Source organism: Cryobacterium glaciale (assembly GCF_004402535.1).
Classification (GTDB): Bacteria; Actinomycetota; Actinomycetes; order Actinomycetales; family Microbacteriaceae; genus Cryobacterium; species Cryobacterium glaciale.
The window spans coordinates 116568-133160 of record NZ_SOEY01000002.1; the positions used below are offsets into that span (position 1 = coordinate 116568).

8 protein-coding genes are annotated in these 16593 nt (G+C 66.9%); all 8 read right to left on the minus strand.

Annotated elements, in window-relative coordinates:
* Positions 1-159: 159 nt before the first annotated feature.
* The 8 genes from E3O06_RS00805 to E3O06_RS00840 all read right to left on the minus strand — a co-directional run bounded on the left by E3O06_RS00805 (position 160) and on the right by E3O06_RS00840 (position 16577).
* A complete protein-coding gene (locus tag E3O06_RS00805) occupies positions 160-6708 on the minus strand; it encodes a fibronectin type III domain-containing protein (protein WP_134501137.1) in 6549 nt (2182 codons plus the stop codon).
* Between the two features lie 370 nt (positions 6709-7078).
* Positions 7079-7465, minus strand: a complete 387-nt coding sequence (locus tag E3O06_RS00810) for an SseB family protein (protein WP_134501138.1) — start codon at positions 7463-7465, stop codon at positions 7079-7081.
* 204 nt (positions 7466-7669) lie between these two features.
* Positions 7670-10351: a WXG100-like domain-containing protein gene (locus tag E3O06_RS00815; protein WP_134501139.1), complete on the minus strand. Its 2682-nt coding sequence runs from the start codon at positions 10349-10351 to the stop codon at positions 7670-7672.
* 2 nt (positions 10352-10353) lie between these two features.
* Positions 10354-10644, minus strand: coding sequence for a hypothetical protein (locus E3O06_RS00820; protein WP_134501140.1), 291 nt, complete (start codon positions 10642-10644; stop codon positions 10354-10356).
* Positions 10641-10976, minus strand: coding sequence for a WXG100 family type VII secretion target (locus E3O06_RS00825; protein WP_134501141.1), 336 nt, complete (start codon positions 10974-10976; stop codon positions 10641-10643). The genes E3O06_RS00820 and E3O06_RS00825 overlap by 4 nt, the downstream gene beginning before the upstream one ends.
* 95 nt (positions 10977-11071) lie before the next feature.
* Positions 11072-11428 carry a WXG100 family type VII secretion target gene (locus tag E3O06_RS00830; protein ID WP_134501142.1) on the minus strand — a complete coding sequence of 119 codons (357 nt, stop codon included), beginning with the start codon at positions 11426-11428 and terminating at the stop codon, positions 11072-11074.
* 111 nt (positions 11429-11539) lie between these two features.
* The gene (locus tag E3O06_RS00835) at positions 11540-12178 is read right to left on the minus strand and encodes an FHA domain-containing protein (protein ID WP_134501143.1); all 639 of its coding nucleotides are present in this window, start codon (positions 12176-12178) and stop codon (positions 11540-11542) included.
* A 55-nt stretch (positions 12179-12233) separates the two neighbouring features.
* A complete protein-coding gene (locus E3O06_RS00840; RefSeq protein WP_134501144.1) occupies positions 12234-16577 on the minus strand; it encodes an FtsK/SpoIIIE domain-containing protein in 4344 nt (1447 codons plus the stop codon).
* Positions 16578-16593 lie beyond the last annotated feature (16 nt).

The window sequence follows — 16593 nt, forward strand, 5'->3', positions numbered from 1 at the left end:
ACGCGCAGTGTCAAGACTCTCGCCGTACCGATACGGATGATCCGTCAACTCGGGGCGCCTCCGACAACGCCCAGGCGGGCATTCACTCCCAACCGACGGCCGGCAAACGGATGCTGCGGCGCCGGTCGGCACCGCAGCATCTGTTCTGGCCGGTTCGGCCTACGCGGTGCGCTCGTCGTCCTCGCGGCGGCGGCGGGCGATGAGGAACCAGACCAGGCCGCCGACCAGCGCCACGATCAGCCCGGCCAGAATGATCCACCAGGTGGAGTCCAGCCCGGCCGGAGCATCCACCGCGGTGTCAGCCGGGGGCGCAGCTTCGACGACGCTGTCGTCGGTGACGGTGAGTTTGATGGAATAGCTCGCCTCCTCACCAGTCGCGCTCAAACCGGTCACCACCAGGGTGTGCTGCCCGGCCCGAATCTGCTCCGGCAGGGTGAAATCACCCGACATGGTGTTGCCGGCCGCGACGACACCCTCACCCAGGAACGTCGGCGTCGAGAACACCCACGCCTCCACCACACTGCCTTCCCGGAACCCGGTCACACCGACCGTCACCTCACCGAGTACCGGCACCGTCAGGTCGACCGTCGCGTCCTCCGGCAGCGTCGATCCCGCCGGAGTGACCGACACCGTCGTGTCATTGACACCGGCGAAGATGCGCGTGGACCCGTCCTGAGTCACGTCATACTCAATCGCGACACCGTCCATCGTCACAGCACCCACACCGGACCCGACCGACGGAGGCACGCGAGTCTCGCTAGTCTCCGCCAGCTCCGCGGCAGAGGCAGCCGCAGCATCCGCCGCCAGCTGCTCCGCCGCTGCTGCTGCGGCTGCGGCTGCGGCGGCTACGGCTGCGCGGGTGGTGGCGTTCGTCGTCGGCACCCGAACCGAGCTGCCCGGCACCACCACAGGCGTCGGAACAACTACGGCCAGGGAGGCCGTGCCGGAGACCGTGCTGTGAGCGCGCAGATCACCGGCGCGCAGGACCGTCACGGTCACATCGCTGGTACCACCCGCCGCAAGGCCCGTCACCGTGATCCTGGCACCGGACTGCACGGCCGTGCCCGCAGATGCCGCCAGCGTGTAACCACGACGAGCGTCATAATTCGCGATCGTCACCGTGAACCCATCCGCCGTGCGCGTCACCGCCGAGAACTCCGCCGCAGTCCCCGTCCGCAGCGCGCTTCCCACCAGACCCGCAACCGTTGACGTGTAACCGAAACGATCAGCCTGCACCATCACCAGGGCCTGGCCCCCCACGTCCAGACCAGTCACAGTGATCACACCATCAACCCGCTCAACCGATCCGCTCGCACTCGTCACCGAATAGGCATAGTCCGCGCTGAAATTCGTGATTGTTACCGTGAACCCGCCCGCCGTCGACACCGCGTCGGAGAGCACCGGGGCGACCCCAGCCAGCAAGGCACTACCGATTGCGACGAACTGCGTCGTGGTGTATCCGGTTCGGATAGCCTCCACGATGACGCTCGCCGACTGTCCGTCCGCCAGACCCGTTATCGTCACCGTTGATCCGGTGCGCGAAGCACTACCGACCGAAGAATCCACCGTGTAGTCCACGGATTCATTGAAGTTGGCGATATCGAAGGAGAATCCCGACCTCACCGAGCGTATCGACGAGACCGTCGGAGGCGTGCCGGCGAGCAGTGCTGCGCCGGACGCCGTGGCACTGGTCGAGGTGAATCCCGTGCGAGTCGCGACGACGGTCACCACAGCGGTGGCGCCGTCAGCCAGCCCGGTCACCGAAAGTGTGCCGCCGCTCAGCGACACCAGACCGGCCGTTGAGCTAGCCCCATAGGTGTAGAGGCCACTGAGGTTGGTGATGCTCAACGTGAAACCGTCAGCCGCGGCAACAGCACCGCTGAGCATTGGAACAACACCCGCCGACAGCGCCTGACCGGTCACCGATCCGGTGCCACTCGCGTACCCGCCGCGGGTCGTCGTGACCGTGAGGGCTTGGCTTGTGCCCGCAGTGAGGCCAATGACGGTGATTGTGGAATCGGTGCGACTCGTCATCCCCTGCGAAGCCACGACAGATACAAACGTGTAGTTCGGGTCCCAGTTGGTGATGTCCACCGTGAAGCCGTCCGCCGTGCGCACCGGCGTACCGAAGGTCGGGGTCAGCCCCGCGAGCAGCGCCGTTCCACTCGTGGCGGCCGACGTCGGCGTAAATCCAGTCCGGGTCGCGTTGACGGTGAGGGCCGCTGAGGCTCCCGCCGCCAGTGCGCTAACCGTGATGTTCGCCCCACTGCGCGTGAACGAAGCACCGTTCGTGGCCGACAACGCATACGTGACCGCGGCGTCATAGTTCGTCAGCGTCACGGTAAAGCCGTCGGCCGTGGCCACCGGAGCACCAAGGGTCGGCACCGTTCCCGGTGCGATCGGCGTCAACAGCAGCGGACTCCACGGGCCGGTGCCCGACCCGTTCACCGCACTGATCCCAAAATCATACGCCGTGCCGTTGGTCAGCCCGGTTACCGTCGTCGTGGTGCCCGTGGACACCCCGTCGCTGAAATCGTTCCACGCATTGCTGCCGGCGACGGCGTAACGGATTTTGTAGTCCGAGATCGCGCTACTGCCCGCCGTTCCCGCAGCCCAGGTCAGTACGGCGTTCGTGTTGCCCGCCGTTCCCGAGACCGAAGTGAGCACACCGGGGGCACCCGGTGTTACCGCCACGCGTGGGCTGGACCGAGTACTCGTCCCTACCGCGTTCGCCGCTTCCACCGTGATGTACTGCGTGCCGGAGAAACCGGTCAACGTGCACGTCAACGCGCCCGTCGTCGAGCACTTACTGCCCTGGACACCCTGACTCGCAGCCGACCACGCGATCACCGAATAACTCGTCACCGGAGACCCGTTCGCGGGCGTCGCCGGCCACGAGATGACCGCACCGTTCGTGGTCGGCACCGCGACGATCGTCGCGGAGTCCGGCGTCGTCGGCACCGAAGCGGGTGTGCCGTTCACCGCGGCCGATGCCGCGCCGATTCCCGCAGCGCTTTTCGCGCGCAGCGCGACCGCGTAGGTCGTGCCGTTTACCAGCCCCGAGATTACGATCGGGGAGGTCGTGGCTGTCACCGGCACCCACGCGCCACCATCAAGCTGATAGTCGTACCCCGTGATCGCCCGGGTTCCGGCCGACCCGGCCGTGAATGCAACCCGCAGAAATGTGTTCTGAGCGGTGATGGTCGAAATGGTCGGTGCAAACGGTTTCGCCAACGGCGTCACACTCACCCGCGGCGCCGACGCCGCCCCCGCACCCGCACCGTTCACCGCGGCAACCGACACGAACACCGTCGTACCATTCGTCAACCCGGTCAGCGTCGCGGTCAGATCCGTCGTCACCACGGTCGAGACCGGCGTCGTACTTTCCGACCCCGCCCACACCGACACCGCATACCCGGTCACAGCCGAACCGCCATCAAACTGCGGCGCCACCCACGACACCGTCGCGGATCCGGCACCGACAACCGCCGTCATCCCGGTCGGAGCATCTGGAGCGGTGCGCGGGGTCACGACCACGGCAGTTGATGCCGAGCCAAAGCCGGCGTTGTTACTCGTGCGCAGCTGCACCGAATACGCCTGACCATTGGTCAAACCGTTCACCAGAAACGGACTCGCCAACGTCGCCGGGTCGATCCATGCGCCGCCATCAAGCCGGTACTGCACCATCGTCACCGGCGATCCGCCGTCATCCGCTACCGTGAAACCGAACGTCGCCGACCCATTGCCCGCCGACGCGGTGACCACGGCCACGCCGGGCGGCGTCATCGGCGGCACCGACCGCACCACCGAGCCCGACCCCGCGCCCACACCATTCACCGCACGCAACTGCACCGGATAAGCCACGCCGTTCACCAACCGGGTCGCACCGTCGCTGGAAAGGACCGTGATCACCAGCGGGCTGCCCGTGGAACCCGACGTGCGCGCACGCCAGGAGAGGCCACCATCCGTCGAATACTCAAACCCGGTCAGGGCGCTACCGCCCGCATTGCCGGCGGTGAAACCAATCGACAAGGTGCGGTCCGACCGCGTGATCGTGCCCAGCGTCGGCGCCGAGGCCACCGTCGCCGGAACCGCGGTCAACGCCGCCGAAGCTGCGCCGTCACCCATGGCATTGATTCCCCGCACCGCAACGGAGTAGTTCGTGCCGTTACTCAGCGAACCGATGGTGAACGACGATGACAGCGAACCCGTGTTCGCCCACGCCCCACCGTCCAACTGGTATTCAAACCGAGAGATCGCCGATCCACCATTCGACGCCATGAGAAAGGCCACCTGCACGGCCGCATTGCTTCCCGTTACCGACACCAGGCTCGGCGCCGACGGCACCGTCCGCGCCATACCCTCCGCCAGAGCGGATGCTGCGCCCACGCCGACCGCGGTCACCGCCCGCAACTCCACACCATACGTCTGCCCATTCGTCAACGCCGCTGAAGCATCCGAGGACAACGTCGAAATCTGTAGCGGACTTCCCGTGCTGCCACCGTCGCTACGTGCACGCCAGGTCGCACCAGCATCCGTTGAATACTCATACCCGGTGATCAAAGCGCCTCCGTCGTCAGACGGCGCCGTGAACGACGCACTCAGCCGCTGATCCGACCCTGCGACCGTATTGCCCACGATCGTCGGCGCAGCCGCAATCGTCGCCGGTGTCACCATCATCGCTGCCGAACCGGCGCTCGTTCCGATCGCATTGACCAGCCGCACAGTCACCGCATACTCGGTACCGTTCGTCAGCCCCGACAGCAGCAGCGGGCTCGAAATCGTGCCAGCGTTCGTCCAGGTCCCGCCCGAACCGGTCTGGTACTCCACCCCCGTGATCGCAGAACCACCCTCCGCCCCCGCCACGTACGACACCGTCGCGCTGCGGTCACCGCGCACGACCGCCGAAATCGTCGGTGCGGCTGGCGCCGACAGGGTGGTCACGGACGCCGGCAACGACACCGCGCCCCCGCCCACGCCGTTGACCGCCCGCACCGAGATCGAATACAACGTGCCCGCACTCAGCCCCGACACCAGCAACGGACTCGCCGTCATCCCCGCCGACACCCACGAGCCCGAATCCACCCGATATTCATAATCCGTCACCGGCCCAGAACTGAACCCCGCAGTGAACGACACCGACACCGCGGTGCCACTCGTGGCCTGCACCGCGGAAATCGTCGGCGCCCCCGGCACCGTTGACGGAGTCCCCGACACAGCATTCGACGCCGCGCCCGCCCCAATCGCATTTACCGCACGCAATCGCACCGAGTACCCCGTGTCATTCGACAGGCCGGCCACAAGAACCGGCGACACCACACCGCTCACCGGCGCCCAGACGCCGCTGTCCACGCTCACCTCATACGCTGTAACCGGGCTGTCCGACGCAGCCGCCGTGAACGCCACCGACAGGGCAGAGTCCCCCGAGACCATCCCCGTCAGGACCGGCGCGCCCGGAACATCACTCGGCGTCACCGCCGCCGACACCACAGACACCGACCCCGCACCATACTCATTCACCGCCGAAACCCGAAAAATATACGCAACACCATTCGTCAACCCCGAGACGGTCGTCGACAACGCCGTCGACACACCATCCGCAAAGGTCGACCACGTCGACGGCGCACTCACCCGGGCATACTCCACCACATAATCCGCCACCACCGCGCCTCCGGCAGACCCCGCCGCCCACGCCAGGTCGACCGCAGCTTTCCCGGCCACACCGGCCACAGCGGTGGGAACCCCAGGTATACCCGTTGAGTAGGTGATCGTGAGCGCGCCATTGGCACTGTTCCCGCTGAAGAACTCATAGGTCGCCGTCACACCACTGAGCGACGCCGTGCTGCTCGTGCCCGGGAACCCGCCGTAGCCGAAGTACTCCGTCGAGGACCCCGCACCGAATTCCACGTTGCCGCGCATTCCACCGGAGACTCCACCGCCACCGCCACCCGACGCGCCACCATCACAGCGGATGCCGGCGGTACAGATGCTCTCCGTGTTCAACCCCGGCTGGCCGTTGGTGCTCGTCGTATCGGTGCGCGCCGTCGGGGCGGCCTCCGCCTGACGACCCAGAGTGGGCGCAAACTGGCCGCTGCCACCACCACCACCAGCACCACCGGCCACCAGGGTGACGGCGCCATACGTGACAACCGTGGCCGCGCCCGCGCCGCCCCCGTTGCCCGACGAACCTTGAAATCCGGCAATCCCGCCCACGCCCCCGGCGTATCCGGTGATCGGGTTGGTGCCCGCTGGTGTGACCGCGCTCGTATTACCGCCCGCACCCATCGTGCCGCCCTGACCAACGCCAATCTGCAGAACCTGGCCCGGAGTCACCGAGATCAATCCGGTCACCATGCCTCGATAGCCGCCCTCAGCGCCGGCTCCCGCGCTGTCGGTGCCACCCCGACCGCCCTGGCCACCGGTTAGCTTCACGTCCAGCTCGGTCACGCCGTCCGGCACCGTGAACGTCTGTACCGACGTCGAGTACCCGAAGGTCTGCGTGACCGACTCGGTCACCGCGGCGGCCGGGGCGACCGGCACAGTCACGATCAGCGATCCGATGACGGCAACCACGGCGACGAAAGCGGGAGCGCGCACGCGCTTCCACAGCGGCACCGACGCACCGTGCCGGGCGCCGCTGCTAACCGAAGCGGAGCGATCCCGACGGCGGCTGGGAGCATCCGCTGAAAAAATGGAGGTCTGACGCATACGAAGCAATCCAATCCGGCAGTAGACCTTGGGAGGTCTAACAAGAGTCGAACGGATGCGATCGGCATCCCTCTTCCTCGAGCGTACCCAGCCGCATGTCCCCGTCAGGGCCCGGAGCTCCCTCCAATACTGGGGTCAATCAGCCATTCTGTCCTCCCGCTGCACCCTGTCTCCGCGAAAGCTTCACGCCGCTGTCGCTTCGGTAGGACAACACCGGCAACAGCACAATGCCTGGGAGGAGCACGATCTCCTCCTCGACCGGGAAGGCAGAAAACGGGGCAATGAGACGGCCAGCGCGAGACACATCATCCATGGGGTAACAGCCCTATCAAGACCAGTCGAGTGATGGCAGGTCCGCGGCATCCGCGGGCTAGGAACTCGTTAACTCCCGCGCAAAATCCACTGCGCCAAGGGCCGGGAGCTCAAAACCAAGAGTGCTCCCCGGGTTCACGGTGATGCCAGCGTCCGCAGGAATCCGTCTGAAGAACTCCAGCCCGGCCATGACGACCACTGACCGTTCCGGTCGTTCAAATTCCTGCATGAGTTCAGGATGGGTAAAGACTGCCAAGAAACGGTCACCGTCACGTTCGACTACGAGCGGCTCGAATTCCCCCACGTCTGTGAAGGGCGCTCGCGATAGCAGAAGAACCTCGGAGGCCGCCAGAGCCCATAACAATGCCTGCACGGGTAGCGCTCCCTGCCGCGCCTTGACGATGGCGCGTTCAAGAACCGTCGTCGGCCGAGATTCATTTGTCATTGAGAATGTCCTCTCCAAAATACGTTATGACTTCCTGATCGGTTGCCTCGAAGGCGAGCCGCTCATCCATAATCCACCAATTCCTGCACACCCTGCACCGGTAAAGTTCGACGTGCATCGGGATATTCTCAACCACGAACAGTGGCCGTTCAGCCGTCGCCCATTGACGACGGCACACGTCACAACCCTGATCCTCCCATTTCTTCACAAAAATACCTTCTCTACAGTCCACTCGCCTTTGTCTCCCAGGACAAAGCGAAGTGCTCCCGCCGGCACCGTTGTCCCGCCGTCAAGAACGAACTCACGTACAGGATTCACGAGAAAACCGGCCATCGCACCCTCGGTGCGTACCGCAGTGTGCCCCCCCTCGAGGAAGTGGTCCCATCCACGCGCATCAGCGGTGACTGGCACACGATAGGGAATGGCATCTACGGGGAAGACCAAGCCATGAACGCGCTCGCGGTTCAGGTAGGCCTTTTCTGTCCCGGGAGACATGCCGGTGTATCGAGCCGCATCGTGAGCATTTCGGATGATACCCGAGTCTTCGACCGGCATAACAAAGAAGGGGCGGCCCGGAGCACCAAGCGAACCGGTCGGAGCATCGTAGTACTTCTTCGCGGCTCCTTCATCAAAGAAGGCAACCATATAGTTGTGTTCTGCGAAAGCTACACGCTGGGCATCGGGCACGACCTGGCCCACAACGGGTGTGTTCAGTTGTTGAACGTTTGGAACTTCGCCGCTATCGGTGCCGTCGAGGTCGGAGACGTTGACTGGCCTCTCTGTGCGGTCATCACTCGCAGCCGCAGCCGCATCCGCCTCCAACTTGTCGACGTCGGCATCAACGTGATCGGAGAACGATTGCGAACTCGCATCGAGATCTCCCGGCAGCGTGTCCACATGCTCGCTCAGCGCATCCACATTGCTACTGGGCGTGCCCGCGGAGGGCGCCGCCGACGCCGACAAACCCACCGGGGTGCTCGGAACGGCATCCGACGTCTCAACAACCGACGGAGTCACACCATCCGGCGCCGCATCCAATGACGCTGGCGCTGACGTTATCGTCGTGTCATCCGCGGAATCAGACTTTACCGGCACAGAATCGAATTCACGAGCGGCTGGCGTTGATTCCGGGTCGGACGGAGACGCGGCCGACCGTACCGGGTCGGTGTCAGCACCGTCTCGAACCGGTGCAGTGCCAGCAGCCGAGTAGGAAACCGGCTGCGGAGAGTCTGCACGCGGCGGAGCCGAGGGCGCATCAGAGCGAGCCGCGGCGGTTGCAGCAGGTGGAACATCGGCAGCAGCCTGGTCGCTCGCGCGGGGCGCGTCAACGTCCGGTCGAACCACAGAGCCGGCAGCCGCAACCGGAGGCATCGCCTCGGTTCCCTGCACGCGGGGAGCGTCGACATCCGCTCGAGGAGCAGCACCACCGGCAACCGATGAGCTCGCCGTCGACCCGGCAACCTGCGGTCCGTCGACCGTGCGCACGCTGGCCTGCGCACCCGCGGCAGCGCCAACGGGAGCCGCACCCGGAACAGCCGGGGCGTTCACTGCGCCCGGAGAGGTCGTCGTTCCGCCCTGAGTCGGGGTGCCAGCGGGCACGGCGCCGCCACGGCCCCGCCGAGTGAACGCCGCAGCACCACCACCGACAGCCCCGCCGGCGACAGTGCCGAGCACGATGGTCTGGGCGTTGAACGAACCCTCCGCGATCAGCGACGACACCCCACCCTCGACACCACCACCGGCAGCATTCGACACCGTCTGAATGATGAGGCCGTCGGCGTTACGACCCAACCGTCTGGCGATACTGCCCACACCACCGACGAAACCACCGCCAACCACCGCCCCGACACCAGCGGCGAACACGTTCCTACCAAAACCGTTGAATCCTGCCTCGGTGACCGTTGCGGCCACCGTGCTCGACACAATGTCGCGCCCAAGGCGAGTTCCCACGATCCGCACTGTGATGTTGGCCACCCGGCTCTGCACCGCGAAGAACCGCACCGTGATGCGGCCGGCCGTCGCCGACACCCGACTGATGATCGCGACCACGCGGCCGCCCACCACCGCCACGCGAACCGCCAACGCCGCCGCACCCACCCCCGCTGAAATGCCCGCGGTGAACAACGCCAGTGCCGCACTGATCCCGGCGGTCAGCGCGATCTCCACCGCCAATTGCTGCAGCAGCTTCCACACCTCAGCGTGGGCACTCTCCACATCCCCGGCATACTCGGTGCACGACTCCGACAGCGATCGAGCCTCCGTTGCCAACGCCCGCACGTCGGTGGCCAGCCCCGACACCATCGTCGTAATGCCCGCAACTTCCACCGACTGAGCGGATGCCAACGGCTGGTCCGCACGCTCAATCTCCGTCGCCAGGGCAGTCAGGTCATCGGCGATCGTCGTCCACGCACCACTGGCACTGGTGAGCTTGCCCACGTCAGCATTCGGCCAGAGATTGCCGACAAAGTCCTTGATCCATTCCCACACCGCCGCGTCCGGAGTGGCCGACGGGTCGCCGCCGAACGCCGACGGGGGCAGCCCTAAGCCGGCATCGAGCATGCCAGACCGCACGCTGAAGCCCGCGGGTACTGCTGCGTTGCCCGCCGAGAACTGTTCCGCTTGTTGGTGCATCTGGCCGGTCTGCATGACCCCGCGGTCGAGGCCGCGCAGCCGGCTTGCCGCAGCTCTCACGGCTTCGATCACCGTCGCGGTGCTGGCGTCGTAGCCCCGCGCCCAGCCCTCGCCCCCCGGGTCATCGCCGGCCATGTTGGCGAAGGGTCGCAACGACCCAACGGCGCTCGACGCAACGCGCACCGCCGAGGTCGAACAACTGTCGAGCAGGTCCGCCGCCGTCACATAGTCATACGGATCAACCCGAACACTCATCGCTACCCCACCCACATCGTCGACGCCGACGACTGAGCCGCCTCATAATTCGTAGCCGCTTCCCTCGCCCACGCCTGCAAATCAACCGCACCCGCATGCATCACGGCAGCCCCGGCCGACCACACCGACACCTTCTGCAAAAACTCGACCGACGCCGCCCCACTCCAGGCAGCAGCGGCCTGACCCGACGCCCCCTCGGCATGGCCCTGCAACACCGCGCAGTAGTCGGCCAGATCAGCCAACGCCTGCTCCACAGCGCGAATCTGCGCGGCATCGTGACGCTGCACACTCACGACTGGCCTCCGGTACGAATATCGCCCACCGCAATCGTCGACGTGCGCGTCTGACTGGTCAGCTGCGCCTCCAACGTCTCGTAGCCGCCCTCGGCCAGGTTCAACCGCAGCGCAATATCCGCCAACGCCGCCCGCGTCGTCGCCGCCGATTGCAACCACGACTGCCAGCCGCCACCAAACGCCGCGGCCGCCTCACCGTCCCACGAATTGCCCACTACACCGTTGACCACAGCGCTCACCTGAGACACCCGTGCGTCAAAATCAGCCAACGCAGCCGAAATCGACGCCGCAGAATATCCCAGCGCCGGAGTACTCACTCTGAACTGTGACATCGCCCCTCCATCAACGGTTCGTCCGCACCACCCAACGGTGGAACGGATGCGTGCTTCGAACGCCGCCCCTGCGGCCCCCGATCAAGCGTGAATCGTTACGCGCGGAACGTGTTGGCGATGTTGCTCTCCGACTCTTCGTAGGCGAGAGCCGCCTTCGAGAGCTGGTCGGAGATTCCATTGAGCGATTCCTTGAGCTGCAGGCCGGCAGCGTCCCACTGCTCGAACAGCTCGTTGAAGCTCTGCGATGCAGCGCCACCCCACTCACCCGAGACCAAACCGCCCACGAGCGACTTCAAGTTCGACAACTGCGACTCAATCGATTGCGCACCAGACGCCAACTGATTGGCAACACCAGAAAGCGATTCCGACGTGACTGTGATTTCTGCCATGATCTTGACCCCCGCGTTGATACCCCCGCGCCCCCCACTGAGGCGGTAGACCGTATCTCCCATGTCTAACCTACGACGACACCAACCGCAAACGACAGGGGCACATAGGCAGGCGAATTCGCATATTCGTTTTGTTTTTTGTCACCTTTGCACCAACCCGGTTGTTCCTGGCCGCTACAGCACGTCGATGGCGGCTGATCCCAGCCACAGCCGGTCACCGGGTTGGAGATACACCGGGGCTTCCGCCTGCAAAACCTGGCGGTGCCCGGCCCGTTCAATTTCCGATCCGTTGGCCGATCCCAGGTCGGTGACGGTCGGCGGGCTCGTTCGACTATCGACGGCGATATGCGCGCGGGACACCTGGCGGGAGTCGTCGGGCACAACGACGCCCACGAACCCGGCAGGAACGGCTTTGCCGCTCGGCTTACGGCCGAAGATGATGCCCCCGGTCAGTTCGACGATCTGGCCCGATTGGAAGCGCACCGCGCGCGCGACGGCGATCGGGCCTGCCACAGCGGATGCCGCGGGCGGGTCGGCCGGCTGCCCCGGCGTGGCCGGCGGGCTGGGAACCCCAGCTGCCATTCCCGGTGCAGCGGTATTGATCGGCGGCAGCGGAACGGGCGCCGGCGCGGCCATGGGGCGCGGCGAGCCAACGACGGGCGGGCGCGACGACGCGGTATTGCCGCCGAATGGCGGCGGCACCGCAGACCGGGCTGAGGAGGGCACGGGCTGCGAAACGAGCTGCCCACAGGCCGAGCAGAACATGCTGTTGGGCTTGACGGGTGCATCACAGAAGCGGCACTGCGCACTCATGCGATCACCTCATCTACAACGCCAGGTCGACGCCCCTCCATGGTACGTCATGCCCTCAGCGACGCAGATCGGGCACCTGCACGGGCAGGTAGGAGCCGTGGCTGTACAGGGCACCGCCACCGGCCGGGAATCGGCCCACGAGGTGACGAGGCACCTGGCCCCCGAATACCTGGGTGCCCAGAATGGTCGTTCCGGGCGAGAGCAGCAGGCCCTGATGCGCCTTCTTGGCTTCGGCGTAGGGCCCGCCGAAGACCGACGACGCGGCATTGGCGCCGATGGCCACGCAGAAGACCGAGTGGCCCTTCGCCGCCACGAGTGCGCGTTCTACGGGCGAGTCCCGCCAGTGTTCGGCATCGTCGACGATGACCGTGAGCGGTACCTCGCGGGCCACCAGCGCCGCGGCGATGTCCTCGGCCGACGACGACGCGCTCAGCACGGCGAGACCGTGCGCCGCGGCCACCTCGGTCAGCGGCGACGCATTCTGGGCGACGATCACGACGGGCGCCGACGACCAGGCGAGCTGGTGTGCGACGAGGGCGAGTGTGCTCGACTTGCCGGTGCGCGGGTCGCCGACCACGACGAACCCGCCGGAGCCGGGCCAGTCCAGGGTCACCCGCGAGAGCGTGTCGCCACCGATGCCGACAACGGGATGTTCCGGCATCCCCTCGACCAGCACCGGCAGCCCAAACGTTTCCGACAGGGCGAACGTCGTCGGCAGCGGGTCCACTCGCAGCGGCTGCGGCAGCTCGGCCAGCTGAGGAAAGGTAGCGAAGTGCGCGCTGACATGGTCGACGACACCGCGCACGACGGCATTCTGGGTCTCGCCACTCGTGTCTGAGCTGAGTACCGCGATCTGCGCTTCGGTTCCGGCGGCGCCGAACATCACTCGGCCGGCCGGCATGTTGGGTGCGAGCTCCCGAATCATGATGCCGGCAGCCCGGTAATCATTGACATCGCGCATGCGCAGGGCGTACTGCGTGTCGATGAACGCCGAGATTTTGTCGCCCGGAATGCTGCGATCGGCGGTGACGATCACCCGGATACCCGCCGCCGCTCCCTCACGCAGCAACCGCATGACCTGGTCGCGGATCGCGACCATTTCATCGGCCGAGAGTGACGAGGAGAGGCGTTCCCAGCCGTCGATCACGAACAGGGCATACGGGAGCGCCTCACGCGGATCGGCGCTGCGACGCTGCTCGCCAATGCTGCCGACGCCGGCCTGCGACAGCACGGCTTGACGCCGGCTCAGCTCTGCGACGAGTTTGGAGACGAGCCGCGGCATCCGTCCCTGGTCGAGCGGGGTGACGACCGCGCCCACGTGCGGGGCGTCGGCGAGCGCGAGCAGCGCACCGGTGCCGTAGTCAGCGATATAGAGGTGCAGCTCGGCCGGCGTGAATCGTTGCACCGCTTGTGACAGCATGGTGCGAAGTACGGTGGTTCGGCCGGAGAGCGCACCGCCGAAGAACAAGAGGTGCGAGCCGTCGTGCACGCTCCAGCTGAGCGGGCGTTGCTTCTGCGCGGCCGGCACGTCTTCGAGGCCGATCAGCAGGGCGCCCGCTGGCACCGCCTCGGCGTCGAACCGGTCGAGGGTGAGCACGTCGGGCAGCGGCATCAGCCACGGCGACGGACTGCGCTCGATGCCCGCCTGCTGGGCGGCGGCACCGATCAGCCCCACGAGGGCGCGCAGGTCGGTGTCGTCCTGGTCGGGCCTTCGGGCGGGAGCGTTCGCGGCTGATGGGTAGCGCGGCGGCAACCCCACGGTGCCCCACTCGAGGGCTGCGCGCGGCGGCAGCACCCGCGCCACCCGCTGGTGCCCGACGCGCAGGTTGGCGACCCGGGCGGTCTGAAACGGCAGCGGCGCCGAGTCGAGGCCGACGCGCACGAACCCGCGGCCGGGGTTGGCGGAGCTGATCAGGGCGGCATCCGGGGTGCCGATGACGTCGCCGGAATCGGCACGGTCGGTCACGCGCAGCGCGATGCGCAGGTTGAGATTGGACTGCATCTCGGGGGTGACGACGCCCGACGGACGTTGCGTGGCCAGCACCAGGTTGACGCCGAGCGAGCGGCCGACCCGGGCAATGCGCACGAGCCCGGTGATGAAGTCGGGCAGTTCGGTCTTGAGTTCGGCGAACTCGTCGACCACGATCATGAGGCGGGCGAGGCCGAGCCGAGCCGCAGCATCCGGGTCCTTCGCCCACGCCGCGTCTACGTCCTTGGCGCCGATCTCATCGCGCAAGACGTGCTCACGCCGCTTCAATTCGGCGTCGAGCGAGGCCAGGGCACGTTCCGTTTCGCGCGCATCGAGGTTCGTCACGGTACCGACCGTGTGCGGCAGGCGAGCGCAGTCGGCGAAGGCCGCACCGCCCTTGTAGTCGATCAGCACGAAGTTGAGCGCGTCGGGCCGGTTGGCCAGGGCCAGCGATACCACGAGGGTCTGCAGAAACTCCGACTTGCCCGAGCCGGTCGTGCCGGCCACGAGCGCGTGTGGTCCGTCACTGGCGATGTCGATGGCGAACTCGCCGTCGGCGCCCGCACCGACGACCACGTACGACTGCCGCGGGGCAATCGCCCACTGCTCGACGATGGGCCGTACATCATCGAGCTCGATGCCGAGCAGTTCGGTGAAGCGCACCGCCGAGGGCAGCGTGGCGTCGTCGCCGACCCCGCTGACGTGTTCGATCGGACACAGCGCCCGGGCGATGGTCTCGGCGTAGGTGGAGGTCACCGAGTCCAGCAGCACGGTCGAATGATAAGCGGATGCCGATTCGATGCGTCCCAGCGTCGGGTCGCCGGCGTCCGCGGTCACGACGGTGGCGCACTCCTCTGGCAGTCGGCTGCGGTCGACGTCGATCGCGATCACGTGGATGCCGTGGGCGGCGCCGCGTTCGAGGATCGCGACCATGCCGGGCAGCATGCGGTAGCGCCGGGCTCCGTCGATCACGATGACGAGGTGCTGGTCGTAGGCGATCTTGCGGGTGCCGGCCACGCGCATCCTCGCTTCGAGCAGGGCGCCGGCCTCGCGTAGGCGTTCGCGCCGGGTCAGGTCGGTATTGCCGATGAGGGCCACGACGTTGTCGCCGAGTTGCGTGTGGGGCAGCCACTGGGTCCAGGCCCACTCCTCGCCCTGTTCTTTGTCGCACAAGACCATGAGCTGCAGGTCGCGCGGCGACCGCAGGGTCGTGAGCGAGCACAGCATCGAGCGCACGAGCCCGCGGGCCACGTCGGCCGGGCCGGCTACCCCGGCCGGGCCGTCAGCAAGGTCGATGGCCACCGGCGAGGGCGAGACCCCGGCGCGGCGCGGCTGCGTGCGGTCCTTGGCCGAACCACCCTCGAAGGCCACCTGGAGCGGCACATCCGCCGTGCCGACACGCATCGAGAGTGCGTCGGCGTCGCTGCGGCGGCGTTCCCACAAGCGGGAGAGCGGGCGGGTGGCGATGTCGCGAATGACGACCGGGTCCGCCAGGCGGTACCACTGGTCGAGGCGCTGTTCCCGCACGAGTTCGGTGATGCGGGTGCGGGCACCGTTGATCTCGTCGATCCAGTCGGCCTCGGTGCGCTGGCCCTTGCGGCTCGCCATGCGCTTGTTGGTCATGAAGGATCCGATGACCATGATCGGTGAGGCCGCCGCCATGAGCAACATGGCCGGGCGTTGAAAGAGGATGGCCATGGTCACGCCAAGAATGATAGGAATGACTGCGGACAGCCACGGCAACGGCGACGAGTCGATTTCCTGCGGTTTGTCGCCCGGCAGGGCCACGATCGGCGTCACCGCCGGCGAGTGGATGCGGGACGGCCGGTTGAACGCGCGGCTGCCGGGATCAGCGCTCGACACGTCGGCGTCGGCGGGCGGGGCCACGCCGATGCGCACGAGGCTGCTGCCGACCTGCACGAGGTCGGCCGGCACGATTTCGGCGGCGCCCACGACGGGCTCACCGTTCACGGTGAGCGTGGCTGCGGCATCCGCTGGGGTGAACGTTGCGGTGAGCGGAATCGGCCGGCCGGTCGTGGCGTCGGTGCCGCCGCGCAGCAGCACGGTGAGGTGGCGCGCCTCGAGAAAAGGGTCGGCGATGCAAATGTCGGCGCCGTGGGCGCGGCCGAGCGTGAGCGGCCGGCCGATGGTGAGGGCCACTTGTTCGCCGGCGAAGGGGCCGCCCACGAATTCCAGCCGGGTCTGACCGGCCGGCAGCTCGCGGGCATCGGTTGCGGGTACGACCGCACCGCTGACGATGTCGGTGTCGACGATGCGTTCGGAGCCGATGGCCCCGGGCAGGATCGCTCCGGGGTCGAGTTCGAGCGTGTCGGCGACCTCGGAAATGGTCGTCGACTCGTCGATCTTGAGCAGCCACGACTGGTTGTCAGCGGGCGAGGCGGGGTTGGTGACGGTCAGGCGCAGGCTCATCGGTGGTCCTCGATGC